General features: G+C 41.6%; 18 protein-coding genes. 14 read left to right on the plus strand and 4 right to left on the minus strand.

From position 1 onward, the window contains the following. The first annotated feature begins 211 nt into the window (after positions 1-211). The 6 genes from HMPREF2802_RS08620 to HMPREF2802_RS08645 all read left to right on the plus strand — a co-directional run bounded on the left by HMPREF2802_RS08620 (position 212) and on the right by HMPREF2802_RS08645 (position 8,943). A complete protein-coding gene (locus HMPREF2802_RS08620; RefSeq protein ID WP_070503670.1) occupies positions 212-1,777 on the plus strand; it encodes a YSIRK-type signal peptide-containing protein in 1,566 nt (521 codons plus the stop codon). A 90-nt stretch (positions 1,778-1,867) separates the two neighbouring features. After that, complete coding sequence (locus tag HMPREF2802_RS08625) at positions 1,868-4,408, plus strand: Ig-like domain-containing protein (protein WP_070503671.1); 2,541 nt, start codon at positions 1,868-1,870, stop codon at positions 4,406-4,408. Between the two features lie 482 nt (positions 4,409-4,890). Then, positions 4,891-5,700, plus strand: coding sequence for a CHAP domain-containing protein (locus HMPREF2802_RS08630; protein WP_070503674.1), 810 nt, complete (start codon positions 4,891-4,893; stop codon positions 5,698-5,700). A gap of 251 nt (positions 5,701-5,951) precedes the next feature. After that, positions 5,952-6,872 (plus strand): AEC family transporter, encoded by a 921-nt coding sequence (locus HMPREF2802_RS08635; protein WP_070503677.1) that lies wholly within the window; start codon positions 5,952-5,954, stop codon positions 6,870-6,872. A gap of 15 nt (positions 6,873-6,887) precedes the next feature. Beyond that, a complete protein-coding gene (locus HMPREF2802_RS08640; RefSeq protein ID WP_070503679.1) occupies positions 6,888-7,874 on the plus strand; it encodes a choloylglycine hydrolase family protein in 987 nt (328 codons plus the stop codon). Positions 7,875-7,941: 67 nt separating this feature from the next. Further along, on the plus strand, positions 7,942-8,943 hold the full coding sequence (locus HMPREF2802_RS08645; RefSeq protein WP_176744788.1) for an NADP-dependent oxidoreductase: 1,002 nt from the start codon (positions 7,942-7,944) through the stop codon (positions 8,941-8,943). Positions 8,944-9,129: 186 nt separating this feature from the next. On the opposite strand, the gene mbcS is transcribed toward HMPREF2802_RS08645, so the two are convergent. Further along, positions 9,130-10,722 carry an acyl-CoA synthetase MbcS gene (mbcS, locus tag HMPREF2802_RS08650; protein ID WP_070503684.1) on the minus strand — a complete coding sequence of 531 codons (1,593 nt, stop codon included), beginning with the start codon at positions 10,720-10,722 and terminating at the stop codon, positions 9,130-9,132. A 530-nt stretch (positions 10,723-11,252) separates the two neighbouring features. Between mbcS and mqo the strand changes: the two genes are divergently transcribed. Next, positions 11,253-12,734 carry a malate dehydrogenase (quinone) gene (gene mqo, locus HMPREF2802_RS08655; protein WP_049409411.1) on the plus strand — a complete coding sequence of 494 codons (1,482 nt, stop codon included), beginning with the start codon at positions 11,253-11,255 and terminating at the stop codon, positions 12,732-12,734. Between the two features lie 144 nt (positions 12,735-12,878). Here the strand turns inward: mqo and HMPREF2802_RS08660 are convergent, their stop codons facing one another. Beyond that, the gene (locus tag HMPREF2802_RS08660) at positions 12,879-13,628 is read right to left on the minus strand and encodes an amidohydrolase family protein (protein ID WP_070503687.1); all 750 of its coding nucleotides are present in this window, start codon (positions 13,626-13,628) and stop codon (positions 12,879-12,881) included. 310 nt (positions 13,629-13,938) lie between these two features. On the opposite strand from HMPREF2802_RS08660, the gene rbsU reads away from it, so the two are divergent. Further along, positions 13,939-14,823 (plus strand): ribose/proton symporter RbsU, encoded by an 885-nt coding sequence (gene rbsU / locus HMPREF2802_RS08665; RefSeq protein ID WP_002472804.1) that lies wholly within the window; start codon positions 13,939-13,941, stop codon positions 14,821-14,823. A 66-nt stretch (positions 14,824-14,889) separates the two neighbouring features. Beyond that, positions 14,890-15,798: a ribokinase gene (gene rbsK, locus HMPREF2802_RS08670; protein WP_070503690.1), complete on the plus strand. Its 909-nt coding sequence runs from the start codon at positions 14,890-14,892 to the stop codon at positions 15,796-15,798. Between the two features lie 621 nt (positions 15,799-16,419). On the opposite strand, the gene HMPREF2802_RS08675 is transcribed toward rbsK, so the two are convergent. Together HMPREF2802_RS08675 and fabF are read right to left on the minus strand one after the other, a co-directional pair. Then, on the minus strand, positions 16,420-17,622 hold the full coding sequence (locus HMPREF2802_RS08675) for an MFS transporter (RefSeq protein WP_070503693.1): 1,203 nt from the start codon (positions 17,620-17,622) through the stop codon (positions 16,420-16,422). 320 nt (positions 17,623-17,942) lie between these two features. Beyond that, on the minus strand, positions 17,943-19,184 hold the full coding sequence (gene fabF / locus HMPREF2802_RS08680; protein WP_049408352.1) for a beta-ketoacyl-ACP synthase II: 1,242 nt from the start codon (positions 19,182-19,184) through the stop codon (positions 17,943-17,945). 186 nt (positions 19,185-19,370) lie between these two features. On the opposite strand from fabF, the gene HMPREF2802_RS08685 reads away from it, so the two are divergent. The 5 genes from HMPREF2802_RS08685 (at position 19,371) to HMPREF2802_RS08705 (ending at position 24,689) form a co-directional block, all read left to right on the plus strand. Further along, complete coding sequence (locus tag HMPREF2802_RS08685) at positions 19,371-20,219, plus strand: helix-turn-helix transcriptional regulator (RefSeq protein WP_070503695.1); 849 nt, start codon at positions 19,371-19,373, stop codon at positions 20,217-20,219. A 69-nt stretch (positions 20,220-20,288) separates the two neighbouring features. After that, positions 20,289-21,182 carry a phosphate acyltransferase gene (locus HMPREF2802_RS08690; protein WP_070503698.1) on the plus strand — a complete coding sequence of 298 codons (894 nt, stop codon included), beginning with the start codon at positions 20,289-20,291 and terminating at the stop codon, positions 21,180-21,182. Positions 21,183-21,206: 24 nt separating this feature from the next. Then, positions 21,207-22,268: a butyrate kinase gene (gene buk / locus HMPREF2802_RS08695; RefSeq protein WP_070503701.1), complete on the plus strand. Its 1,062-nt coding sequence runs from the start codon at positions 21,207-21,209 to the stop codon at positions 22,266-22,268. Positions 22,269-22,517: 249 nt separating this feature from the next. Next, positions 22,518-23,594 carry a YkvI family membrane protein gene (locus HMPREF2802_RS08700; RefSeq protein ID WP_070503704.1) on the plus strand — a complete coding sequence of 359 codons (1,077 nt, stop codon included), beginning with the start codon at positions 22,518-22,520 and terminating at the stop codon, positions 23,592-23,594. A gap of 273 nt (positions 23,595-23,867) precedes the next feature. After that, the gene (locus tag HMPREF2802_RS08705; RefSeq protein WP_176744787.1) at positions 23,868-24,689 is read left to right on the plus strand and encodes a glutamate racemase; all 822 of its coding nucleotides are present in this window, start codon (positions 23,868-23,870) and stop codon (positions 24,687-24,689) included. Positions 24,690-25,045 lie beyond the last annotated feature (356 nt).

The following is a 25,045-nucleotide window of genomic DNA, read 5'->3' on the forward strand; positions in this document are numbered from 1 at the left end:
AAGTAAAGAACTTACTTCAATTCAAACTGTATCAAGTTAATTACCTACTGCAATAGTAAAACTATAAAAGAAATGATGAATTAAAAATAAAAAAGTTTCGTAACAATCTATTAAATTAGAAAATAAGTAGACAAACTCATAGTTACGTGGTATATTATTTTTGTCAATAAGATAGCATCTTATGAATTATCACAAATTGGGGGTAGTTAATTTGAAAAGCAAAAAATCTAAGTCAAAATTAGATTTTCTACCGAATCGTAATAATAGATACTCTATTCGTCGATTCACAGTAGGGACAGCTTCAATCTTAATAGGTGCAACACTATTATTTGGAGCTTCACACGATGCGCAAGCTGCTGAAGAAGATAGCAGTAGTGTATCTGTGGATGGTCAAGACGAAGCAGGAGCATCTAAAGACGATCAAACTGCTAAAGCTTCAGAAGAGCAAGCAACACCAGCTCAAACTGAAGATGTGAAGGCATCTACAGAAGCGGAAGCATCAACAGACACTGAAACTCAAGCACAAGCAGACAAAGAAGAAGCAGCATCAACTCAAGAAGATGCAGTTTCAGAAGATTCACAATCTAAAGCCCAAGATTCTGAACAAGCTGAAGAAGCAACTCCAGCTCAAGAAGAAGCGGCTCAAGGTGAAGAGGCTCAAACAACTGAACATGCTTCAGTGAAAGAAGCGAAATCTGAAGATAAGAAAGTAGATACTGAATCTGCGACAACTTCAGAAGTGCCACAAGCTACTGAAGAAGAAGTTGCTACGAAAGAAGAATCTAAAGCAGTACAACCAGCTACTGTTGCAGATAAGAAAGCAGCTTCAGTAGATCCTTCTCCATATGCTGACATCACAACTGTACGTGACAAAGCATCTGCAGAGGAATTCTACGCTAAAGCTACAGGTGTTTCTGCTAAAGAAGCGAAACGTGTGGTTAATAATTTAGGTTTAGATGCGAAGAACATCACTCCTGAATCATTCAGAGCAGCTTTATTAAAAGCTTTCTCAAACGCACAAAACAGAACAGCAGTTCAAGGTTTATCATTCCGTGCTACACCTGAAGACTCAGAAGCAATCAACGACATGGCTAATGCGGTAAACGCAAGTGCGCCAACTGCCGATGCTGATAACATGAAAGTTATCGACGCTGATGCATACAAAAACAACTATGTAAAAAATGATGTTGATACTACAAACGCTAAGTTTACATTATCAGGTCGTGCGTACATGTCAGACTTCGGTGCACCAGGTACTACAAGCACACGATTAACTCCAGTTCCAGAAGGTACTGCAGTTTACATGCAATGGATCGATAAAGACGGTTGGGTATCACCAGCGTTCAGAGCATATACTACTAACCAAATCACAAATCGTGACAGTAGTGCAGCTGGTCCTGGTTTCTACGCTTTCGATTTAAGAGAGCCACAAATCGATGCTAACGGTAAAAAACACGAATACTTAGCAATTGCTGGTCAATACTACCGCTTATGGATTGAAGATTTCGAAACTCCAAACGGTAACACTGCTACAATGTTACATCAAGCGGGTGGTTTAATCCCTGGTACTTTCGTTAACTCTGTAACACACTTAAACTTAGGTCAATTCCCGCTTATTGGGATAAATATGCAACGTACAGGTGTATTCATGGGTGTAAGACCTACAAATGATTATATGACACGTCCTAAAAATGAATGGATTCATGATGAAGAGGGACCAATAGCTAACCCAACAGTTAACTTGAAAGCGAAAAACACTGTTTCAGGTCGCGTATGACTAGAAACTGGTGACGGTGATGAAGCAAACTCTGGTACAGGTCCAAACCGTAACCCAGGTGACCCAGTCGCTCAAGGTTACACAGTAGTTATGTCTTCATTAACTAAAGAAGGTGCAGCAGCATACAAAGCACAAGTTCAAAGCTTAGATCACGGTCAACGTGCTGAAGCGGCGAAAAAATTATTAGAAGATCATCCTGAGTATATCTCAGCGACTGTATATGGTGAAACTGACGAAGATGGTTATTACACAGTACGTTTCCCTGAAGGTGCTTTAGATGTTAACTTCCTTTACGGTTATGTAATGGATAAAGATGGCGTTATTCAAAATGCTTACTCTTCTTACACTGCACCAGAATTCAGAACACCAAATACAAACGCATTGTTCACACCACAAGCCATCCCAGCGCATAACTTAGTTGCAGATCCAATGTGGTATCACGTACACTTTGCGGTAGTTCCAAGAACAGATGTTGAAATTTCAATCGTAGATTTCAATAACACTGACAAACCAGCAGCTCCTGGTGATGTCGCTCACATCGATCTTGAAGGTAAGATCTTATCACCACTTCCAACACACGTTGAGTGGAGAGATAGCAAAGGTAAAGTTGTTAAGAAGACACCTGACTTCACTTCATTAAAAGAAGGAGAAGATGCAGCTACATTCGAAATTCCAGCTGATGCTAAAGACGGCGATCACTACACTGCAGTATTAGTAGTTAATGATAGAGACGTATCTGCAGACTCATTAACTGTTAAAGTTACAGATGCACATACGTACGAACCAGAAGTTACTCCAATCACTAAAGATTACGGTACACCAACTACTGAAGACGATGTTAAGAATGCAGTAACGGTTCCTGACTACCCAGCTGATAAAGGTACACCAACAGTAACAATTGATGAAGGTGCACAATTACCAGACGGTAACACTGAAGGTACAGTCAACGTACCAGTAACAGTAACTTACCCAGATGGCACAACTGCTCATGTTAACGTCCCTGTAACAACTAAAGCAGCTGAAGATAATACTAAGATGCCACAAGTTGATGACGTAACAGCAGGCGATAAGACTGTTAGCGGTCATGACGGTCAACCAGGAAACACTGTTGTAGTGACATTCCCAGGTGATAAGACTGGCACAGCTACTGTAGACGACAATGGTAAATGGACTGTTAATGTTCCATCTGACGTTACATTAAAACCAGGTGATAAAGTAACTGCAGTTGAAAAAGACAACCATGACCATACTTCACCAGTAACAGAAGTAACTGTTGGAGATTATCCAAATACAGCTCACCAACCAACTGTAGATCCAGTAACAGCTGGAGATAAAACAGTACACGGTAAAGGTACGCCAGGTAATACTGTAGAAGTAACATTACCAGGCGGTACAGTAGTAACTGGTGAAGTTGATGAAAACGGTAACTTCACAGTGAAAGTACCAGATGGTACAACATTGAAACCAGGTAACGAAATCACTGTAGTTGAAAAAGACCACCATGGTCACGCTTCAACACCAACTAAAGTAACAGTTGGCGACACTGCAAATGAAGCACATCAACCAACTGTAGATCCAATCCACGGTGGAGACAAAACAGTAACTGGTAAAGGTACACCAGGTAACACTGTAGAGGTAACATTACCAGACGGTTCTACAGTAACAGGTGAAGTTGATAAAGACGGTAACTTCACAATCGACTTACCAGACGGTAAAGAGTTGAAACCAGGTGACAAAGTAACAGTTGTTGAGAAAGATAAAGATGGTCATAGTTCTACTCCAACAGAAGTGACAGTAGGCGACTATCCAAACACAGCTCACCAACCAACTGTAGATCCAATCCACAGTGGAGACAAAACAGTAACTGGTAAGGGTACACCAGGTAACACTGTAGAAGTAACATTACCAGATGGTTCTAAAGTGACAGGTACAGTTGATAAAGACGGTAACTTCACAATCAAAGTACCAGATGGCACTACATTGAAACCAGGCGATACTATAACAGTTGTTGAAAAAGACAAATACGGTCATGCTTCAACACCAACTAAAGTAACAGTTCAAGATCACGCTAACGAAGCACATCAACCAACTGTTAACCCTGTTCACACAGGAGATAAAACAGTAACTGGTAAAGGCACACCAGGTAATACAATTGAATTGACTACTCCATGTGGTAAGACATTAACTACTAAAGTAGACAAAGATGGTAACTGGTCTATCGACTTACCAGAAGATGTACATCTTAAAGCAGGCGACAAAGTCACAGTTGTTGAGAAAGATCAATACGGTCATACTTCAACTCCAACTGTAGTAACAGTTACGGACAAAGAAATGAACGGTAACAACTGCGATATGCCTAAGAAAGATGATAATGGTCAAGCTCCAATGGATAACCATGGTTCTGACATGAACAAAGGAGATATGACTGAACACGCTTCTACTCCAGCAATGACTCAAGGTCACGATGATTCTATGAAACATGCTGAAGCGAAAGACGATGCTAAATCTGAAGCGAAAGCTCTTCCAGAAACTGGTAACACTGATAACAGTGGTACAATCTTCGGTAGCTTATTCGCTGCACTTGGCGCATTATTCTTAGCTGGTAGAAGACGTAAAAAAGAAGATAAATAAGAAATTCACTCATTGAGATGAATGGATTGTTTTCAGAGTGTCAACTTCGGTTGGCACTCTTTTTTTACATTAGATAGAAGTGAAAAAGTGGAAAATACTGTTCGTAAAGTGAGGGCTAGAGGGTCGTTTTAAACAGAGAAAACGCATAAAAATATACACAAAAGACGGGATAATGTATTGCAACAAGGAAAAAACAAATGAAAAAATGTTACATAGTGAAAACGCTTTCGAAATGAGAGGGTTTCTAAAAATGCATCATGACAGTAGCTATAGCTTTTACAGAAAAAGACAGAAATATTACAGAGCGCGCCACTTTATTATGTATCAATTACAAAGTAATAACATCGCCCACAAACCCTTGTATGTTTGTTAGAGTGTGACTTGTCGTTAATTAAGAAAACAAAAAGTTCACTTATTGTATATAGACGTTAGAGCAAAAAACGAAACAAAATTTCACGAAATCATTAGGAGGATATTTTATTATGAATAAAAAAATCGCTACAGCATCAATCGCTTCTGCAGGTATCGCAGCATTAGCTTTCGCACACCATGACGCTGACGCAGCGGAGAATACAAATAATGGATATAATCCAAATGATCCAATGTCATATAGCTACCACTACACAATTGACCAACAAGGTAACTATCACTACACTTGGCAAGGTAACTGGAGCCCAAGCCAAGCACCACAAGCTCAAGGTCAACAAGCAACTAGCTATAACTACAATAATGTAAACAACAATAACTACAGCTACAATTACACTAATAACAATAATTACAGCTATAACTATACAACAAACAATAACGCTAACTACCAACCACAAACTTACACAACTAACAACAACACTACTGGTGGTAAAGGTGCTACTTACAATACACAAAGCACTTCAAGTAACAACGTGAAAGTAACAACTCAATCTGCACCTTCAAGCAACCAAGGTGGCGCTGCATTCGCAGGTAAATCTGGTTCTGGTTCAAACCTTTACACTTCTGGTCAATGTACTTACTATGTATATGACAAAGTAGGTGGCAAGATCGGTTCAACTTGGGGCGATGCTAAGAACTGGGCTAACGCAGCAGCTCAATCTGGTTACACTGTAGACAACTCACCTAAGCAAGGTGCAATCATGCAAACATCTCAAGGTGGCTTTGGTCACGTAGCTTACGTTGAGAACGTTAACAATGACGGTTCAGTTAAAGTTTCAGAAATGAACTACGGTCATGGCCCTGGTGTTGTAACTTCACGTACAATCTCAGCAAGCCAAGCTGGTTCTTACAACTACATTAAATAAGTTGTTAGTCTCATCTTATCCGCTAATTCGAGTCTTAAACTTGAGTTAGCGGATTTTTTTACGTTTAAAGCGACTTTGTTTAAAAGGAATTCAAATTCTGCAGGGCGGCCCTCACACCTACATGCTTTATATAAACCTTTGTTTACCGCGATTTTTCAAACTCACAAGGGTATTCAAACCGTTCAATATCCCGTATCATTATAGGTAATTATTAAAGCGCTTTCTTGTGATGACAAAGGGGGTGACCACATATGGCAATGGTTTCAATACTCGTAACGGTTCTCGTGCCGATATTTATCCTCATCGGTTTGGGCTACATCTTACATATCAAGTTCGATCTACATTTAGGAACGCTCGCGAAGCTCAATATTTACGTCTTTGTGCCAGGCTTTATCTTTGTGAAGTTCTACAAGACGACGCTGAATCCGAGCCTTCTCTTATATATTGCCGTCTTCTTTGGACTCTATGTTCTAGTGCTTTACCTGATTGTAAAAGTGCTCTCGGCGGTATTAAGACTCAACCCAGCCAAGGATACTACGCTTAATAACAGTGTGCTGTTCTTCAATTCTGGAAACTATGGCGCACCGGTCAACGACATCGTCTTTAAAGGGGACGCGTTAGCGATGTCAGCGCAGGTTATTGTCCTGACGTTGCAGAATCTCTTCACTTTCACTTATGGCATATTTGCGATTCAGTCCGTACAGGTAGGGAAGTTAAAAGCGTTACTCGGCTATTTCAAGATGCCGATTCTGTATGCGTTAGTTCTGGCCATCATCTTTAACTATGCGAATCTACCTATACCGAAGTTTGCGTGGACACCTTTGAATTACTTAGCTCAAGCGATGATTCCTATCGCGTTGATCTTGCTAGGTGCTCAAATTGCGCGCTTTAAATTTACTTTCAAATGGACGTCCGCTTATTTCTATATCATTATTCGCTTGATTATCGGACCCATCATCGCGCTCGGCATCATCTACGTATTAGGTTTCCATGGCATGATTGCGCAAGCATTATTTATTGCTTCAGCTATGCCAACTTCTGTGAATAGTTCAGTGATTGCGCAAGAATATGACAATTATCCAGAACTTGCAGCACAATTGGTCTTTATTTCAACTTTACTAAGCGCTATTACCGTAGTTGCGGTTATCTATTTATCTCAAATCATTTTCTAGAAAGGAAAGATGTCTATGTGTACAGGGTTAACGCTCATGACTCAGAATCAAAACGTATTGTTTGCGCGTACGATGGATTTCGTGCATCATCTCGAAGGCCAGCCAGCGATTTCGCCACGTCATCATTATTGGAAATCGCGTGTCGACTACCAAGGTGAGACGTTATATGGCTTTATGGGTACAGGTTGTCAGATGGACGGGTTCATCTTTGGTGATGGAGTGAACGAACATGGGCTTGCAGCTTCGAATCAATATTTCCGGGGAAATAGCTCTTATGCGACAGAGGTAGTGGAAGGTGCGATTAATATTGCGCCAAGTGAAGTATTGAACTGGGTCTTAGGCTACAACAAAGATATCGCCGAACTCGAGACGAATGCTGATCAAGTAAATGTGGTGGCATACAAACTCGATGATCTCGGTGAAGTTCCACCGTTGCATTATCACATTGCAGATGCGACAGGACGTTCTGTGGAATTGATGTTTGTTGAAGGCGCGTTAAAGATTAATGACAATCCGGTGGGCGTTCTAACGAATAATCCAAGTTTAGAGTGGCATTATGAGAATTTACTCAATTATAGTCACTTGAAGCCATCTAAACCCGAGCCGAATACCTTTGGCAATCAAATCTTTGATGTGCATGGTAATGAGGGTGGTACGCAAGGCTTACCAGGCGGCTTCTCTTCTCCAGAGCGCTTTGTCCGTGCTGCTTACTTGAAACACAATATAGTGACAGATATGCCGGAATCTGCGACATTCTGGTCTGCTTTTAAAATATTAGATGCAGTAAGTATACCGAGAGGAGCTGTGCGTCCGGACGGTGAAGAGATTCACTACACGATGTATCAAACCGTAATTAATCTGACGACGCGGACATTGTATTGTAAGCACTATTACTCTAATCAAATTGTCGAGCTTGAGATGAATGAAGATTTATTAGAAGCGGATGAGATGACCTTTTACCAACCTGTGGAGGACGTGACCACAGTTAAAATCAATGGTTAAAATTGACATGTGCGTCTATAATATGAATAACTTAAATATAGAAGAGGTGACGTAGATGTCTGAAACAATGCAAGCGATGGTGATTGATAAATACGGCAATAATCCTGTGCACGAACAGACCATGCCGATGCCGGAAGTAGGGCTGAATGAAGTATGTGTGAAGATCAAAGCGGCGAGTGTGAACCCGATTGATTTCAAGATTCGTGATGGCAAGTTGAAGCCGCTGTTGAAATTTAACTTTCCGCTTATCTTAGGAAACGATTTCTCAGGCGTAGTGACAGCAGTAGGTTCGAATGTTGACCAATATCAAGTTGGTGACAACGTTTATGTTCGCCCACGTAAAGATAAGATTGGTACGTTTGCGGAATATATTGCGATTGATGTGAGCGAGATTGCGCCGATGCCTGAAGGATTGAGTTATGAAGAAGCGGCGAGTCTTCCGCTTGTAGGATTGACGGCGTATCAGGCGTTGAATGAAGTAATGCATTTACAAGCCGGACAGAAAGTGTTGATTCAAGCTGGGTCAGGCGGCGTCGGTACGTTTGCCATCCAATTGGCGAAAGCGATGGATTTACACGTTGCGACCACGGTGAGTGATCGTGGTGTTGAACTCGTGAAATCGTTAGGTGCTGACGAGATTATTAACTATAAAGAACACGATTTCTCTCAAGTCTTATCCGATTATGATGGCGTCTTTGATACGTTAGGTGGCGAGAATTTGGATAAGGCTTTTGATATTTTGAAAAAGGGTGGAACAGTTGCCTCAATTTCTGGTATGCCAACTGAACGTGTGGCACGCGAGATGAAGCTCGGTTGGGCGAAGCAGAAACTTTTCCAATTTGCGTCTCGTAAGCTGAATAAAAAGGCGCGTCAAACTGGCACAAATTATGAGTTCCTCTTTATGCATCCGAGCGGTGACCAGCTTAAGAAGATCAGATCTTTAGTAGAAGAAGGCAAGATTAAACCTATCGTCGATAAAGTCTTCCACTTTAACGAAACACAAGGCGCGCTAGAATACTCTGAACAAGGTCATGCGAAAGGCAAGATTGTGATTCAAGTGAGCGAGTAATGGAAGTTAAGTGGCGCTAGTTGTAAATGAGTAGTAGAAGTTCAGTGGTTTTGATAGTGAGTAGGGCAGCGACGTTGCTGATGAGTAAAGCGATTATGCAGGTTAGCGGGTAGTTAAGCTCGCTGTAATCAGTCGAACTCAATATAAAACACCCCGCCATTCAAACGATGGCGGGGTTTAATCTATTTAAGAACGATGTTGTTCGTCATAACGGCGTTGTTCTAAATCTCGGAGTTCAACACGACGTATTTTACCTGAATTAGTCTTTGGTAAGTCATCGACAAATTCGATGGCACGAGGATATTTGTATGGTGCAACATCTTGCTTCACGTAATTCTGAAGCTTTTTAACCGTAGCCTCATCACGCGCTACACCGTCTTGCGGAATGATAAACGCTTTGACGATATTACCGCGTAGCTCGTGTGGACTTGCCACAACTGCACACTCTTTCACATCAGGATGTTTGATGAGGGAATCCTCTACCTCGAAAGGTCCAATCGTGTAACCTGAACTGATGATGATATCGTCTTTACGACCATCAAACCAGAAGTAACCGTCCTCGTCCATATAGGCTTGGTCACCTGTGATGTAGTAGTCTCCACGTTGAGGTGCTTTCGTACGTTCAGGGTCTTTGTAATAGCCGTGGAAGAGGGCAGGTAAATCGAGTGGCACTGCGATATTGCCCACTGTATTTGGCGGAACAGGATTGCCGTCATCATCAACGACACAAGTCTCACTACCAGGAATCGCTTTACCCATCGCACCAGGTCTCAACTCAGTCTCTTTCAAGAAACCGATGAGTAACGTACTTTCAGTTTGTCCGTAACCATCGCGTACAGAGAGATTGAAGTTGTCGCGGAATTGATCAATCACTTCACGGTTGAGTGGTTCACCAGCAGATACCGCGCTGTGCAAGTGACTGAGGTCGTAATCCGTGAGATTCTCTAACTTGGACATGATACGATATTCGGTTGGTGTACAGCAGAGCACGTTAATGTGGTTGTCTTGAAGTAGCTTGAGATACGTTTCAGCGTTGAAACGACCGTTGTAGATAAAAGCAGTGGCGCCTGTGCCCATAATAGATAAGAAAGGACTCCAGACCCATTTCTGCCAACCCGGTGCAGCTGTCGCCCACACTAAATCATCTTCTTCGATGCATAGCCAGTGTTTCGGCGCCATTTGTAAGTGGGCATAGCCCCAACCATGCGTATGGATAACGGCTTTCGGATTACCAGTCGTACCAGATGTATAAGGTAGAAAAGCAACGTCATCGCGATGTGTCGGAATCGTCTCTAGATCAGTGCTTTGGTCTTGCGCTTCGCCGGTAAGGTCAATCCACTGGTCGCGAGGCTGACCGATGATAAATTTCGTCACATGGTCGATACCGTCAACACGTTCGAATTGTTCAGCGCCGACATCGACTGAAGCAACCGCAGTAACTTCACCATGTTGGATGCGATACTGCAAGTCTTTCGTGCGTAGCATCTCAGATCCAGGAATAACGATGACACCTAATTTCAACGCAGCGATATAGAGATAGTAGGTCTCGATAGAGCGCGGCATGAGGATGAGCAGTTTGTCACCTTTTTTGAGGCCGTGCGCTTTAAAGACGTGGCCATATTGGTTTGCGCCGGCGATGAGTTCTGCGTAGGTCACTGTCGTTTGGTGACCCTCGTCATCATGATAGATGAGCGCTTTCTTGTCAGCTTGTTCTGCGTATTGCTCAATCTCGGAGACAATGTTGTATTGCTCCGGTGCAATCAAGTCCGTTTTCTTCATTAAAAATACTCCCTTTAGTCTAATCCGTTTCTAGCACTTGATGTTTAAATATTCTGTAAAAAATAATCTGATTCTATAAGTTGCATGTTTGAGTCTCGTACGCAACGGTTAATGTTTTAACAAAGAAACTATAACATACTTAGATAGAGACACCTAACAAAAGTATTCGAAAAATTTCGTTAAGAGTTGTGTTAAATTTAATGTCATTCTCGACTTTAATAGGGCATAATTCTTAAGATTTACATTTGAATTGTTATCCTTTAAAATGGTAAATGAAAATAGTTCTATTGGACGCTAAATGATAAATTTAACCTTTGTAGTCTATCCTACAAAGTGGTAAAATAGAACTGAAAGCAACTCGATTATAATCAGCGTCAACATTGTAAAAGAGTTGAATAAAGATATTGTATCGGAACGCTATTTTTTTGCGGCGAAAGAGAGACGTGACTTTGCGTTTCCACAAACAACCTACCCCGTTTGTAGTTTCGCTGGATGATGATAGTGTCCGAATTTCAGGAAGGTGGATATCTATGAGTAACTCTAAAGACGTTATTCTCATTGGTGCCGGCGTGTTAAGTACTACATTTGGTACTTTACTTAAAAACGTTGAACCAAATTGGAATATTAAGCTTTACGAACGCATGGATCGTCCTGGCTTAGAAAGTTCTTACGATGATTCTAACGCAGGTACAGGCCATGCTGCTTTATGTGAATTAAACTATACAGTGGAGCAACCAGACGGTTCAGTTGATATTGAGAAAGCGAAACAAATCAACGAACAATTCGAGATTTCTAAACAATTCTGGTCTCACTTAGTGAAGAACAACGTGATCAAAGACCCACGTGACTTCATTCATCCGCTACCACACTTAAGTTTCGTAGCAGGCGTGAACAACGTTAATTTCTTGAAAAAACGTTATGAAACATTAAAACAACACCCTATGTTCGAAACAATCGAATATAGTGAAGATCACGATCAAATCGCTAAATGGATTCCATTAATGATGAAAGATCGTAATTCAGCATCTCCAATTGCTGCAAGTAAGATCGATCACGGTACAGACGTGAACTTCGGTGAATTAACTCGCCAACTTGCACATAACTTAGAAAACAGTGACGCAGTAGATGTACATTACCGTCACGAAGTACTTGACTTCAACCGTCGTAATGATGGTAAATGGGAAGTTAAGATCCGTAACTTAGAAACAAACAAAGTTGAAGTTCAATCAGCTGACTACATCTTTATCGGTGCCGGCGGTTGGGCAATTCCTTTATTACAAAAAACAGGAATCCCAGAAAGCAAGCACTTAGGTGGTTTCCCAATCAGCGGTGCATTCTTAGTTTGTAACAAACCAGAAGTGGTTGAACAACACGATGCGAAAGTATACGGTAAAGAACCACCAGGCACACCACCAATGACAGTACCGCACTTAGATAAACGTTATCTTGGCGGTCAGAAGAGTCTATTATTCGGACCATTCGCGGCAATCGGCCCTAAATTCTTAAAAAATGGTTCAAACTTAGACTTATTCAAATCAGTGAAACCAAACAACTTTATTACTTTATTAGCTTCAGCAGTGAAGAACGTGCCATTGCTTAAATACTCTGTGCAACAAGTACTTCAGAAGAAAGAAGACCGCATGAGAGAATTACGTCGTTTCATCCCAGATGCGAAAGACGAAGATTGGGACTTACACATTGCTGGTAAACGTGTTCAAGTTATCAAAGATACGAAAGAAGAAGGTCGTGGATTTATCCAATTCGGTACAGAAGTTGTTAACTCAGAAGACCACTCTGTTATCGCTTTATTAGGTGAATCACCAGGGGCTTCAACTTCAGTATCTGTAGCGCTTGAAGTACTAGAGAAGAACTTCCCAGAGTACGCTAAAGATTGGGAACCTAAGATTAAGAAAATGATTCCATCTTACGGTGAATCTCTCATTAACGATCACGAATTAATGAAGAAAATCCGTAAAGAAACAGATAAAGCGCTCAAGTTAGATCAAAAATAAGATCGCGTCTAAACTATAAAAACACCTCCGTTGGTATGATTTATTACCAGCGGAGGTGTTTTGCGTTTGTGTGTGTTGTGAAAGTTCTACAAAACAGAGACGCCATCATACAAGTTATGATTTATACCAGATGCCGAGGCAGAGTTATCTTCCAATTCGGTACCATTCATGTGCGTTTTCCCAGAAAATCTTCTCACAAGCCTGTGCATCAAAGGTATCCTCAATCAAATGGACATCTTCTACACTAAATGGGCGAGGCGCGCGGGTAGATGGTAAATCTGTTCCAAACATTAACGCATCTGGATTTACTTCATAAATTTGACGCATCGCTTTCGCTACATCGAGATCAACTCGACTAAAGCCCGTTGCTTTCACGCGTACGCCATGATCTACCGCATCAAGTAAATGAGGTAGACCATCTTTAGATAATCCGAGATGATCAATAGAAATTGCAGGCAAACGATGTATTACCTGGGAAATATCGGGTAACTGTTGTGAATCGATATACAACTCGCTATGCCATCCGACAAGGTCATACACACGTTGCGCGAAGTATTCTAGGTTCTTTAAAGATTCTGAACCGCCGCGTTTAACGTTGAAACGTAAGGCACGGACGCCTTTACGGTTTAAGTCAATTATTTCTTCGTCTGTAGTAGACATGGGTAATTGCGTCACACCAACGAAGCGAGGTCCTAATTGTTCTAAAGCGTCGATTAAGTAATCTTGGTCAAAACCTTGGAAAGAACCAGAAACAATGGCACCTCCAGCAATTTCAAGGTCGCTAGTGGCCGAGCGGTATTGCTCGACATCAAATTGTGGTGGCCAATAGCCGTTATTCTCATGTATATCATAGTCGTAATCAATAATGTGAAAGTGTGCATCAAAGCGTTTCATTTCGCATCCCCCTTTGACTTCAGTTTATCAGATTGTGCATATAACGTACTTTTGAATTATTAATAATTCTACTTTAGCTTTTCTTTTACTATCCTCACTAGTAGTCATTTATTTGTCCCACTGATACAAGGTGAAGTGTTTTCTCTCGGATAAATCTCCGTGATAAAATACGGTGTGGGGAAATTGAAATGGCACGTAGAGCACGATGTCACCTAAGAATAAGATGTGACAACTGATACATCGCACTCACGTTTCAAACGCTTATGTCATTTACGAGATATAAATAAATTTAATGATAGAGGTGTAAGATTTGGAAATTGTAGCTATACTTGTAGGTCTCGGACCTTTACTCGGTTGGGGGCTCTTCCCAACGGTGGCATCTAAATTTGGCGGTCGTCCCGTCAACCAAATTATCGGCGCAACGATTGGTACTCTTATCTTCGCGGCAGTATTTGCGGCGTTCTCATCCAATGGCTTTCCAACGGGTATGGATTTAGTCTTATCTATTATATCTGGTGCAGGTTGGGGCTTTGGACAGATTATTACTTTCAAATCCTTTGAATATATCGGTTCATCTCGTGCGATGCCGATTACGACTGCATTCCAGCTCCTTGGTGCATCACTTTGGGGTGTCATTGCTCTAGGTGATTGGCCAGGCGTATCTCACAAGATTATTGGCTTTATCGCTTTATTCGTCATCCTCATCGGTGCTTGGATGACCGTTTGGAGTGAGAATGGTCAAGCTGCTAATAGTAAAAATCTCCGTACGGCAGTCATTTTATTATTAATTGGTGAAATTGGTTACTGGGCTTATTCTGCAGCGCCACAAGCTTCATCAGTAGGCGGTCAGACAGCCTTTTTACCACAAGCAATCGGCATGGTATTAGTGGCAGTCATTTACGGACTCATCACGATGAAGAAGAAAGGGAATCCGTTCAAAGAGAAAGTCACATGGCTTCAAATCATTTCAGGATTCTTCTTCGCCTTTGGTGCGTTAACTTATCTTATTTCAGCTCAGAAAGAAATGAATGGACTAGCGACCGGCTTCATCTTGTCACAAACTTCAGTAGTCCTCGCTACGCTTTCAGGTATTTACATGTTGAATCAACGTAAGACTGGCAAAGAGATGGTCGTGACGGTCATCGGTCTCGTCCTCATCGTTGTCGCAGCTGCTGTGACAGTCTTCATCAAGTAATTGCGTACAGAAATGTGTTAAAGTAAAGATAATCAAGTAAGCTTGGATGACGATGGAGGGATAGATATGACAAACAAAGTGGTCGTCTTAGGTTCGACGAATGTAGACCAGTTCTTGACGGTAGAGCGTTATGCGAAACCTGGAGAAACGTTGCATGTTGAAGAAGCACAGAAAGCATATGGTGGAGGTAAAGGCGCGAACCAAGCGATTGCGACGGCACGCTTAGGTGCGGAAACGACATTTATCTCGAAAGTAGGTACGGAAGGTATCGCAGACTTTATGTTCAAAGACTTTGAAGCGGCCGGCATCGATACGTCTTATGTGGTTGAAACCGAGCAAGCGCAGACAGGTCAGGCGTTTATCACAGTGGATGCGCAAGGTCAGAACACGATTTATGTGTATGGCGGCGCGAACATGACGATTGATGAAGCAGATGTCGCGCGAGCAGAGCAGACGATTGCGGAAGCAGACTTTATCGTGGCACAGTTAGAGGTGCCGATTCCGGCGATTACTGCTGCGTTTAAAATGGCTCGAGCACATGGCGTAACGACGCTATTGAATCCAGCGCCTGCGAAAGCACTGCCTGATGACTTGCTTCAACTGATTGATATTATCGTGCCGAATGAATCTGAAGCCGAGACACTTTCAGGTGTGCCTGTGACGGATGAAACATCTATGCGTGAGAGCGCAGCGTATTTCCACGATTTAGGCATTCACACTGTCTTGATTACTTTAGGAGAGCACGGTACTTTCTATTCTACGGATGCTGGATCTGAACAACTTCCAGCTTATCCTGTCAAAGCAGTAGATACGACGGCAGCAGGCGACACGTTTATCGGTGCGCTTGTAAGCCATTTAGCATCTGATATGAGTAACTTAAGTGACGCGATTGATTATGCGAACAAAGCCGGCTCGTTAACAGTGCAACGTGCTGGGGCACAAGCAGCGATTCCACAAGCAAGTGATATAGAATAATTGATAGAGTGAAATGGCTCGTTCTGAAGTAGGGTAGCTTTGGAGCGGGTCGTTTTGTGTTTGAGGATCTGTATGTTGGAGTATGGATAAAATTACCTATATAAATAGCGCTAAGTTCAGTTTCTAATTATGACTGCTTAGCGCTATTTATGTGATTCAATTAGATTTCTCTGGTTATGACACTCACCAAATACTTTTAATTATATTTAAGTATCTAAAATAAATCATAGTGGTGATATAACCCATTACGCCTGTTAAGTGCATAAAAAATACATGTCAAAAATATCGCCACTGATAGAATAAATTAAAAGGCGATGCATAAAAAATACTAAAACCAACATGATTAGCACGTAAATGTTCATTATCTTCTCTGAATGCAATCTCATCGAACCTTTCTAGTAGAATGTCTTGCTTTTATTGCATTTGGTTATAGATCTTCTTCTAAAACGATATTACTAATAAATAATTACTACACATTTAATATATCATAATTAAATTATATATAAATACATTTCTAACGTGTTTGTTAGCCTTCATCGATATTGATTTAATCATAATAAAATAAAATCACCCGTTTGTACGGATGGTTTTATCTAACGTTGAGAGAGCATGATATTTCTTTTACCGTATATCTCTACTTTTACGAATCGTCATAGCAATCACTAAACCTATGACCATAAAGATTGTAATCATAAGGGCGACACCTGGCCAATGGATGAGACCGTAGAAATAACCCGCGAGCGTACCACCGACGGAAGAGCCAATATAATAGAAGAGAAGATAAAGGCTTGATGGCTGTGCTTTATGGTGTTCTGCACGACTCGCAACGACAGCACTGGCGATCGCATGACCGCTAAAGAATGCATAAATCGTGAAGGCAAGCCCAAGAATTTTAAAAATAATGAACGGAAGTAGGGTGATCCAAATTCCGACCATCAGTGTGATTAAGCTCAACTTCAACGCACGTAAAGTGCCTAGTTTCGCACGTAACTTGGCGTTCAACATGGAAGACAACATGCCGAGCAAGAAGAGTAGATAAATGAAACTGATTAACCCTTTGTGTACATGATAGGGCGCAGATTCGAGCTCGAAACTAATGTAGTTGAATGCGGCTACGTTACATCCTAAGAGTAAGAACCCTAACATAAAGGGCTTGAGCAAACGTGGGTTACGCAAATGTTGTCCGTAACTGCGTAAGAGTTCGCCGAGGTGGAAGCGCTGTTTCGTAAAGTTGCGTGAACTTGGTAGTAGAAAGATAAAGAGTACTGCGGCAAATAAACTAATCACGCCAACCGCAATCATACCGACTTTGTAGCCGAATAAACTGGCAATAAAACCAGTGAATACGCGTCCGAAAGCACCGCCGAACGCATTCCCACTAATGTACGTTCCCATCGCTTGAGGTAAACTGATTTCAGAAATCTCCTCACCGATATACGCCATCGCGATAGAAGGAAGACCGGCGAGACAAATACCTTGAATGAAACGGAGTGCCAGGAACACATTAAAGTTGTCGATAAAGGGTTGTACTATAGCGAGTAGTGAAACCGAGATGACGGAGAAGAACATGATCGGTTTCCGACCTACGACTTCAGAAATTGCTCCGAAGAATAACATCGCAATTGCAAGCGTCAATGTTGCTATTGAGAGCGGTATACTTGCCCAAGTTTCATTGACGTGGAAATGTCTAGAGAACGCAGGTATGAGTGGTTGCACACTATATAAGATTGAGAAGATGGTGAATCCTGCAATAAACAGAGCGATGATAATATTAGTATATTCTTTTGATCCTTTTTGGATTTCTCCTGGACGGACGTCGCGCATGATTATCCCTCTTTTATTTCAATAGTCTGATTTAAATAATTATATTGTAGCATAGCAAGCCATGATTTTAAGCTATCTGATTTGGATTGCGAGTTTTTTAAAAGTTCTAGTGAAGTGAGTCAAATAAAAGAAGGGAGCAAGACAGAAATCTAGGATTTCGTAGTCTTGCCCCCGCAAGGATGACTTGTATTTGAGACAGCGTCAGTTATTTCAAATGCAGACAACTATTGCGTAATTGCTTGAGCTTATTGTAATTTTTTATTACGTCCCAGAGTCTTCCTCATTTCTATAGTAGGTGTGACTTGTATAACCTTTAGTCATTAATCATCTTCGTATTTTTTAAAGATGAGCGCAGCGTTGTGACCGCCGAAACCGAATGAGTTGGAAATACCTACGCGAAGTGGCAATTCACGGGCTTCATTCGCTACATAATCTAAATCGCACTCAGGATCTTGGTTCTCCAAGTTAATTGTTGGAGGGACGATATCGTTCTGAATACTCATCGCGAGTGAGATTGCTTCCGCGCCACCTGCAGCACCGAGCATGTGGCCAAACATAGATTTATTGGCAGTAATTGGTAAGTTGTATGCATGATCACCTAAGAGTTGTTTCAAGGCTTTCGTTTCGGATACGTCGCCTACTGGTGTGCTTGTTGCATGCGCGTTAACAACATCGACTTCGGATGGATCGAGATTCGCACTTCTGAACGCTGCTTTCATTGCAAGGTAAGCACCTTCGCCTTCAGGATGTGTTGCGACCATATGATATGCATCTGAGCTTGCGCCGTAACCGACCATTTCTGCGAGTATGTTCGCACCACGTGCCTTCGCATGAGAAAGGGATTCTAGAATAAGAATGCCGGCACCTTCTGCGATGACGAAACCATCACGATCAACATCGAATGGGCGACTTGCACCTTGTGGGTCGTCGTTACGTGTAGATAATGCACGGGCATTACCGAAACTTGCGAGTGAAATATCATTAATAGCTGATTCTGTACCACCCGCGAACATCGCATCAGCTTCACCAGAGCGGATGAGACGGAAAGCTTCACCGATAGAGTGGTTACCTGTTGCACATGCAGAAACAGGTGACATTGAAGGTCCCATTGCGCCGAATCTGATTGTGATTTGAGCTGAAGCGGCATTGGCCATCATGGAAGGTACGAGCGTTGGACTTACACGTCGAGGGCCTTTCTCTTGTAGTTTCAAGAAGTTTTGGAATAGCGTTTCAAAGCCGCCAATTCCTGAACCAACGTAAGCACCAAGACGTGCGGAATCGATATTGTCAGAAGTGAGTCCTGATTGATCCCATGCTTGTTGAGCAGCGACTAACGCGAATTGCGCAAATTTGTCCATACGACGTGCAGCTTTACGGCCGAGTAGTGCTTCGCTATCAAAGTCACGTACGACGCCGCCGAATTTCACTTTATGCTTGGAAGTATCCATCGTATCTATTTCAGAGATTCCAGACTTTCCGGCAATTAAATTATTCCAGAACGTATCTAAATCGTTACCTACTGGAGAAACCACACCCATGCCGGTGATTACAACTCTTTCCATAACCTATTCCTCCAAATTACTCTTTTATTATTATTGTAAAAAGCATACTATCCTATTACAATAGTTGGATTTATCATGGTATAATTACTAATAGGTAATAGGCTCAGCGTGAGACAATGGTTGAAGTTGAGTTGCGATGACTTTTAATATCAATAGAGTGAGCTTAAATTGAGGTGCAATACATAAATGGATGATCAAAAAAGATTAAATACACTGTCAGAGTTTCTCAAGATCAAACGTGCACAAATCAAACCAGAATCGATTGGCTTGCCTCCAGGAAATCGTCGCCGTACCCCAGGATTACGACGTGAAGAAGTGGCACGATTATCAGGAGTGAGTACGACGTGGTACACATGGTTGGAACAAGGCCGTGATATTAAAGTATCACCTGAAGTGCTTGAAGCAGTAGCTAAGACGTTGCGTTTGAATCAAGATGAGAAAGACTATTTATATGATTTGGCGTATGAGAAGACATCAGAAATTAAAGTTTGGAACGATCAACAACCTGAAATTAGTCATTCGCTCAAACATATCTTAGATGAGCTGACATATTGTCCTAGTATCGTGACCGACCGACGTTGCTTTATCGTCGGATGGAATGCGGCAGCTTCCCACGTCTTTATTGACTTTAATCAAATCCCTGCAGAAGAACGTAACTTGATTCGTTTACTCTTTGCGCGGAAGGAGTTTAAAGCACTAGCGACGAATTGGGATCATTTCGTTAAAGGTTTCCTCGCCATCTTTCGTTCTTATTACGGTCACTATTTAGGCGATGAGTGGTACAACCAATTTATTGAAGAAATGAGTCAAACGTATCCAGAGTTTAAAGCGTTGTGGCAAGAGAGCCAAGTAAGTAAAGCGCCTGAAATGCAAATTGAATTTCGCCATGTGAAAGCAGGTAAGATGTTATTCGATTTAACGTCGATGCGCGTGCAAGGGGACGCGGATTTACGTTGTAGTATCTATACGCCGGTGTATGAGTCAGGTACGGAAGAGAAGTTGCGTAAATTAATGAAGAAAGTGGCTGACGAGTAGGTGTCACTGTTTCATGTGAAACGTCGAAAGGCGATGTAGAGAGAAGTTCAGGAGAAGGAGTGAAGTGAGATGTTATATTCTGAATTGGTAGATGCTCCAGAGCAATTAAAGGGACATATTTCGTTAGTCAAAGCGAATGATCCGCATATGATGGAGGTTGTTCAAACCATTTTAACCAAGACGCAGGCGGAGATATCCATTTACGATACTGAAAATGTGTCAGAGTTGATCCAGGAATTTCAACTTGAAGATGAAGTGGGTCAACGATTACATATCTATCAAGCAGAGAATGAGGACGACATGTATGCGATGTGTGAAGCACATCTTGAAGCGGGTCAAACGCAAATCTTGATGAAAGGGCACATCATGACAGCGGATATCTTGAAATTCGTGTTACGACGAAAACACTTTATGAGAGATGAACGTTTCCTCAATCACGTGGCCTGTTTCGATATTCCAGGCTACAAGAAAGCCTTGTTGATGACGGATCCTGCGTTGAACGTCTCTCCATCCGTTGAAGATAGAATCAAAATGGTGAAACAACTGCATGCCTTTGCGCAACACTTAGGCTATTCAGAGTTGAAAGTAGGTCTGCTATCTTCTATTGAAAAGGCGACGAAGAGTGTGCCGTCGTCAGTGGAAGCTGCAGAAATTAAAGATTACTTCACTGAATATCCGGTGTCGCAGCTCAAGGTAGATGGTCCTTTCGCTTTCGATAATGCGATGAACGTGGACAATGCACGACGTAAAGGCATTCAATCCGAAGTTGCGGGAGATATAGACGCATTAATCGTGCCTCAACTCGATGTAGGTAATGTGCTGTATAAATCACTGACGCAATTCGGAGGGGCTGAAACGATTGGTACAGTGGTCGGTGCGAAGTTTCCTATCGTCTTAACGTCACGTACCGACGACGTACAGAGTAAGTTCAATTCCGTCGTCCTTGCTTTGAAATTGTTGTAATTTAAGTTAGAAAGGTGTGAGAAGATGCGCTTAGTATTAGTCTTAAATTTAGGAAGTACTACCTCTAAATTCGCTTTATATCAAGAACGAGAGTGCGTTGTGAATGAAACGATTGCGCACGAGTTAGCGGTGACACAGTTGCCATTGACTGAGCAGGCACCAAAGCGCCAAGCAACGATAGAGCATAGGGTTCAACAAGCTGGTTATCACTTTGAAGATGTTGACGCAATTGCATGTCGTGGAGGATTAGTGAAGCCGATTGAGGGCGGTGTGTATCATGTAGATGCGCACTTATATGACGAACTCAAGGCCTTTAACTATGGTATTCATGCCTCTAATTTAAGTGGCATGATGGGGTATCAACTCGCCCAGAAATTCAATATTCCAGTGTTTACGATTGACCCACCTGTGACAGATGAGTTGATGCCTATTGCTCGCATTACGGGTATTAAAGGTATCGAGCGCATCAGTCGTTTTCACGCATTGAACCAGAAAGGTGTTGCGCGTAAATACGTTGCACAAGTTGGTAAAGATTATCGAGATGTGAATGTGATTGTCGCACATATGGGTGGCGGTATTACGGTAGGTGCGCACGTTCACGGTAAAGTCATTGATGTGAACGAAGGCTTAGAGGGCGAAGGTGCCTTCAGTCCTGAACGTGCTGGTTCGATCCCGAATGACGCGTTGTATCGCTACGGTTATGACCATGATATGACGCCTGATGAGATGGATCACTTCTTGAGTAAAAAGACAGGGTTACTGTCATTACTCGGTACGAATGATTTAACTCAATTGAGCCAGCAGTATGGTGAAGATACAGAGATAACGCGTATATTAGATGCGATGGCGTATCAAGTCGCGAAGTTGATCGGCGAGCGTGCAGTGGCCTTTAAAGGAGCACCAATTGATCAAATTATTCTCACTGGAGGCATCGCCAACTCTGATGTGATTACAGAAGGCATTCGTCAATACGTGGAATGGATCGCGCCAGTAAGTGTGTACGCAGGTGAGATGGAAATGGAAGCCCTCGCTTCAGGGGTGTTTGATGTTCTTGAAGGTACAGTAGAGCCGAAATATTATCAGTGAATCAATTCTATTTTGAATAGAGAAGAAAGTCCGTTCTTATGGCGCTTAATTGTTGCAAGCGCGAAAGAGTGGACTTTTATTTTTTACAGACTCATTTTAAAGTTGTTTATTATAAAAGCAACGATCAACTAAACAAAAATGTTTTCTTTAAACTTGGAGTTTTTAATAACTTTTAAAATAAGGAGCAAAATATATGTTATAATACGATATTGTTATATGATTTCGGAGTGTAAGAGGAGGAGAAGGGACATGTTTAGTAAACATAACAAGGCAGCCATCGGTATTGCACTCGCATACTTGAGCTTTATCGTTGGTGCAGGGTTTACTACTGGACAAGAACTTGTTCAATTCTATATTAATCATGGTAACTACGCCTATATTGGGGCGATTATTACGGGGATTATCGTTACATTCGGTACGCGCCAAATTTCGAAAGTTGGCTATCGACTTGATGCAGATCCTTATGATATTTCACTACATAGCTTATTTGGTAAAAAGGTCGGGACGATTCTAGACTATGTTATTATATTCTTCTTATTTGGTATAACAGTGATTATGATCGCAGGTGGCGGCTCTGCGCTATACCAAGGTTTCGGTGTGCCAAAATGGCTCGGTTCACTAGCAATTGTTATTCTGTTATTTATCGTCTTGCAATTACGCTTTAACAAGATCTTAAGTGTCCTAGGTTTCGTGACTCCTTTCCTTGTGATTGTGGTCTTAGTTATCGCAGGTTACAATATTATCAATCCAAGTATTCCATTCGACCAAGTTCACAAGTATACAGATATTTCTAAAGCATCTACACATTCTTGGTGGTGGAATGCGATTGATTATGGTGGCTTAATCCTTGCGAACAGTTTCAGTTTCTTAACGATTGTCGGCAGTGAAGCGATGAGTCACAAGACAGCACGTCGCGGCGCTTATATTGGCGGGTTCGTCTTTAGCTTATTATTACTATTGATGGTAGCAGGACTTTTAGCCAATATTAAGACAGCGAATAGTGTGGACATCCCAACACTATTATTAGCGGAACAAATTCATCCATGGTTGAGTATCTTGATGTCAGCAGTCATGTTCGGTGTTATCTTTAACAGCTGTATCGGTATGCTATATCCGTTCTTAACACGTTTCACTGAGCATAAGACGATGAAATACTTTATCCTATTAACGGTATCACTCGTAGTGAGTTATGGATTGAGCTTCGTTGGATTCGTTCAATTAGTCAACTTCGTCTTCCCATTATTTGGTATTGTTGGTCTCATCATTGCCGTCGCGCTATTCATTAGATGGATTTACAATAAACGCGTTGAGAAGAAATTGATGTAGTTGAGGTTTTGAGTTTAGTGTGTAAAAGTGTTTAAAGTTGGCTAGAATGGCGCAGTTCATTTTAAAAGTCTAGTTTAGACTTATAAGAGAAAAGTATCGCAATAGTGATTAAACCCGTCGGAATCGGCGGGTTTAATCACTTTTAGTCAGATAAGAAATATAACGGGTTGAAAACACCTAATCATGTATGAAAAAAGTATTAAAACGGGCTAGCTCACAATAAACTTCCGTGTTATAGTGGGTAGGACAATATTTGAGATAGAAGGTGCTATGATGAAATCGAAGAAACAAGAAGCGGCAAGTAACATCGCCGTGTTTGATGCTGGCATCGGTAGTTACGCAGTCGTTGAACTCTTGCGTGAGTACTATCCGAAGCAGAACATCTTGTATTTCGCTGATCGTGCGCATTTTCCATATGGTGGTAAAAGCAAAGAAGAACTTAGACAAATCATGAAGACGACGATTGAATATCTACTCCAATACGAACTGAAAGCTATCATCGTTGCATCGAATGCACCTTCAGTCCTCGTGCTAGATGAAGTGAAAGAGGATTACGACATACCTATTTACGGTATCAAACCACCGATTAAAAAAGCAGTTGAAGTTTCAAAATCAGGACATATTGCAGTCCTAGGCGCTAAAGCACTCGTTGAAAGTGAGCGTATCCAGCACTATATCGATGAGGAGAAAGGTGAGAGCCAAGCAAAGATTAACACAATCGATGCGTCAGATGTTATCAAGTTAGTAGAATCAGGCGACTTCATCAACTATCCTGCTGAAGTGAAACAACATGTGAAAGAGTTTGTAGCTGACATCGTTGAACAAGATCCTGAAGTCGATACTTTTACGCTCTCATCAACGCATTTACCATGGGTACAACCGTACTTGACCATCCTATATCCACAGTATCAATTTCTTGATCCTGCCCGTCACATCATGGAGAATTTGAAACCCGTCGTGACGAAAGGTAAAGGACGTGTCAAAGCCCTCGTAACCACTTGCGAAGATTACACATTAGAGAACTTTGAAGATACACTCTCCAAACTCAATTTGAAGATGGAAGTCGAAGAAGTCGAGATGGACTGCGGAGAGTAGAAGAAGTTGTGAGTGAGCGCCTTTAGAGTGGAAGGTAAAAGTGGTATTTCTAAAGTAAAAAGTGTATACTAAAGAAAAGGACGACATGCGGTCACATGTCGCCCAGTAAGCCCGTTTATGACAATGGCTAATAATGAGTTTAATAAGTCATCATTAACCAAAGTTATGATGGCTTATTTTTTATGCTCTTAACACCATTACAAGAGTTTGAATGGATGTTAAGAGTAACATCGCAAATTCAAAATCTGTCACTTACTTTCCTTTCTAGGAAGTAAGAAGCGCTTAAAAGCATAGGCTTCACCTCCTAATTGAAGTGCAGCCACCATCATCAACTTGCTTACAAGAATTATTATACC

Source organism: Staphylococcus sp. HMSC071G07 (assembly GCF_001811435.1).
Classification (GTDB): domain Bacteria; phylum Bacillota; class Bacilli; order Staphylococcales; family Staphylococcaceae; genus Staphylococcus; species Staphylococcus pettenkoferi.

What these genes read in the sequence shown, in the direction of transcription:
- HMPREF2802_RS08625 (WP_070503671.1), top strand. Translation starts at nt 1,868, where the DNA reads ATGTCTTCATTAACTAAAGAAGGTGCAGCAGCATACAAAGCACAAGTT.
- HMPREF2802_RS08630 (WP_070503674.1), top strand. Translation starts at nt 4,891, where the DNA reads ATGAATAAAAAAATCGCTACAGCATCAATCGCTTCTGCAGGTATCGCA.
- HMPREF2802_RS08635 (WP_070503677.1), top strand. Translation starts at nt 5,952, where the DNA reads ATGGCAATGGTTTCAATACTCGTAACGGTTCTCGTGCCGATATTTATC.
- HMPREF2802_RS08640 (WP_070503679.1), top strand. Translation starts at nt 6,888, where the DNA reads ATGTGTACAGGGTTAACGCTCATGACTCAGAATCAAAACGTATTGTTT.
- HMPREF2802_RS08645 (WP_176744788.1), top strand. Translation starts at nt 7,942, where the DNA reads ATGCAAGCGATGGTGATTGATAAATACGGCAATAATCCTGTGCACGAA.
- mbcS (WP_070503684.1), bottom strand. Translation starts at nt 10,722, where the DNA reads ATGAAGAAAACGGACTTGATTGCACCGGAGCAATACAACATTGTCTCC.
- mqo (WP_049409411.1), top strand. Translation starts at nt 11,253, where the DNA reads ATGAGTAACTCTAAAGACGTTATTCTCATTGGTGCCGGCGTGTTAAGT.
- HMPREF2802_RS08660 (WP_070503687.1), bottom strand. Translation starts at nt 13,628, where the DNA reads ATGAAACGCTTTGATGCACACTTTCACATTATTGATTACGACTATGAT.
- rbsK (WP_070503690.1), top strand. Translation starts at nt 14,890, where the DNA reads ATGACAAACAAAGTGGTCGTCTTAGGTTCGACGAATGTAGACCAGTTC.
- HMPREF2802_RS08675 (WP_070503693.1), bottom strand. Translation starts at nt 17,622, where the DNA reads ATGCGCGACGTCCGTCCAGGAGAAATCCAAAAAGGATCAAAAGAATAT.
- fabF (WP_049408352.1), bottom strand. Translation starts at nt 19,184, where the DNA reads ATGGAAAGAGTTGTAATCACCGGCATGGGTGTGGTTTCTCCAGTAGGT.
- HMPREF2802_RS08685 (WP_070503695.1), top strand. Translation starts at nt 19,371, where the DNA reads ATGGATGATCAAAAAAGATTAAATACACTGTCAGAGTTTCTCAAGATC.
- HMPREF2802_RS08690 (WP_070503698.1), top strand. Translation starts at nt 20,289, where the DNA reads ATGTTATATTCTGAATTGGTAGATGCTCCAGAGCAATTAAAGGGACAT.
- buk (WP_070503701.1), top strand. Translation starts at nt 21,207, where the DNA reads ATGCGCTTAGTATTAGTCTTAAATTTAGGAAGTACTACCTCTAAATTC.
- HMPREF2802_RS08700 (WP_070503704.1), top strand. Translation starts at nt 22,518, where the DNA reads ATGTTTAGTAAACATAACAAGGCAGCCATCGGTATTGCACTCGCATAC.
- HMPREF2802_RS08705 (WP_176744787.1), top strand. Translation starts at nt 23,868, where the DNA reads ATGAAATCGAAGAAACAAGAAGCGGCAAGTAACATCGCCGTGTTTGAT.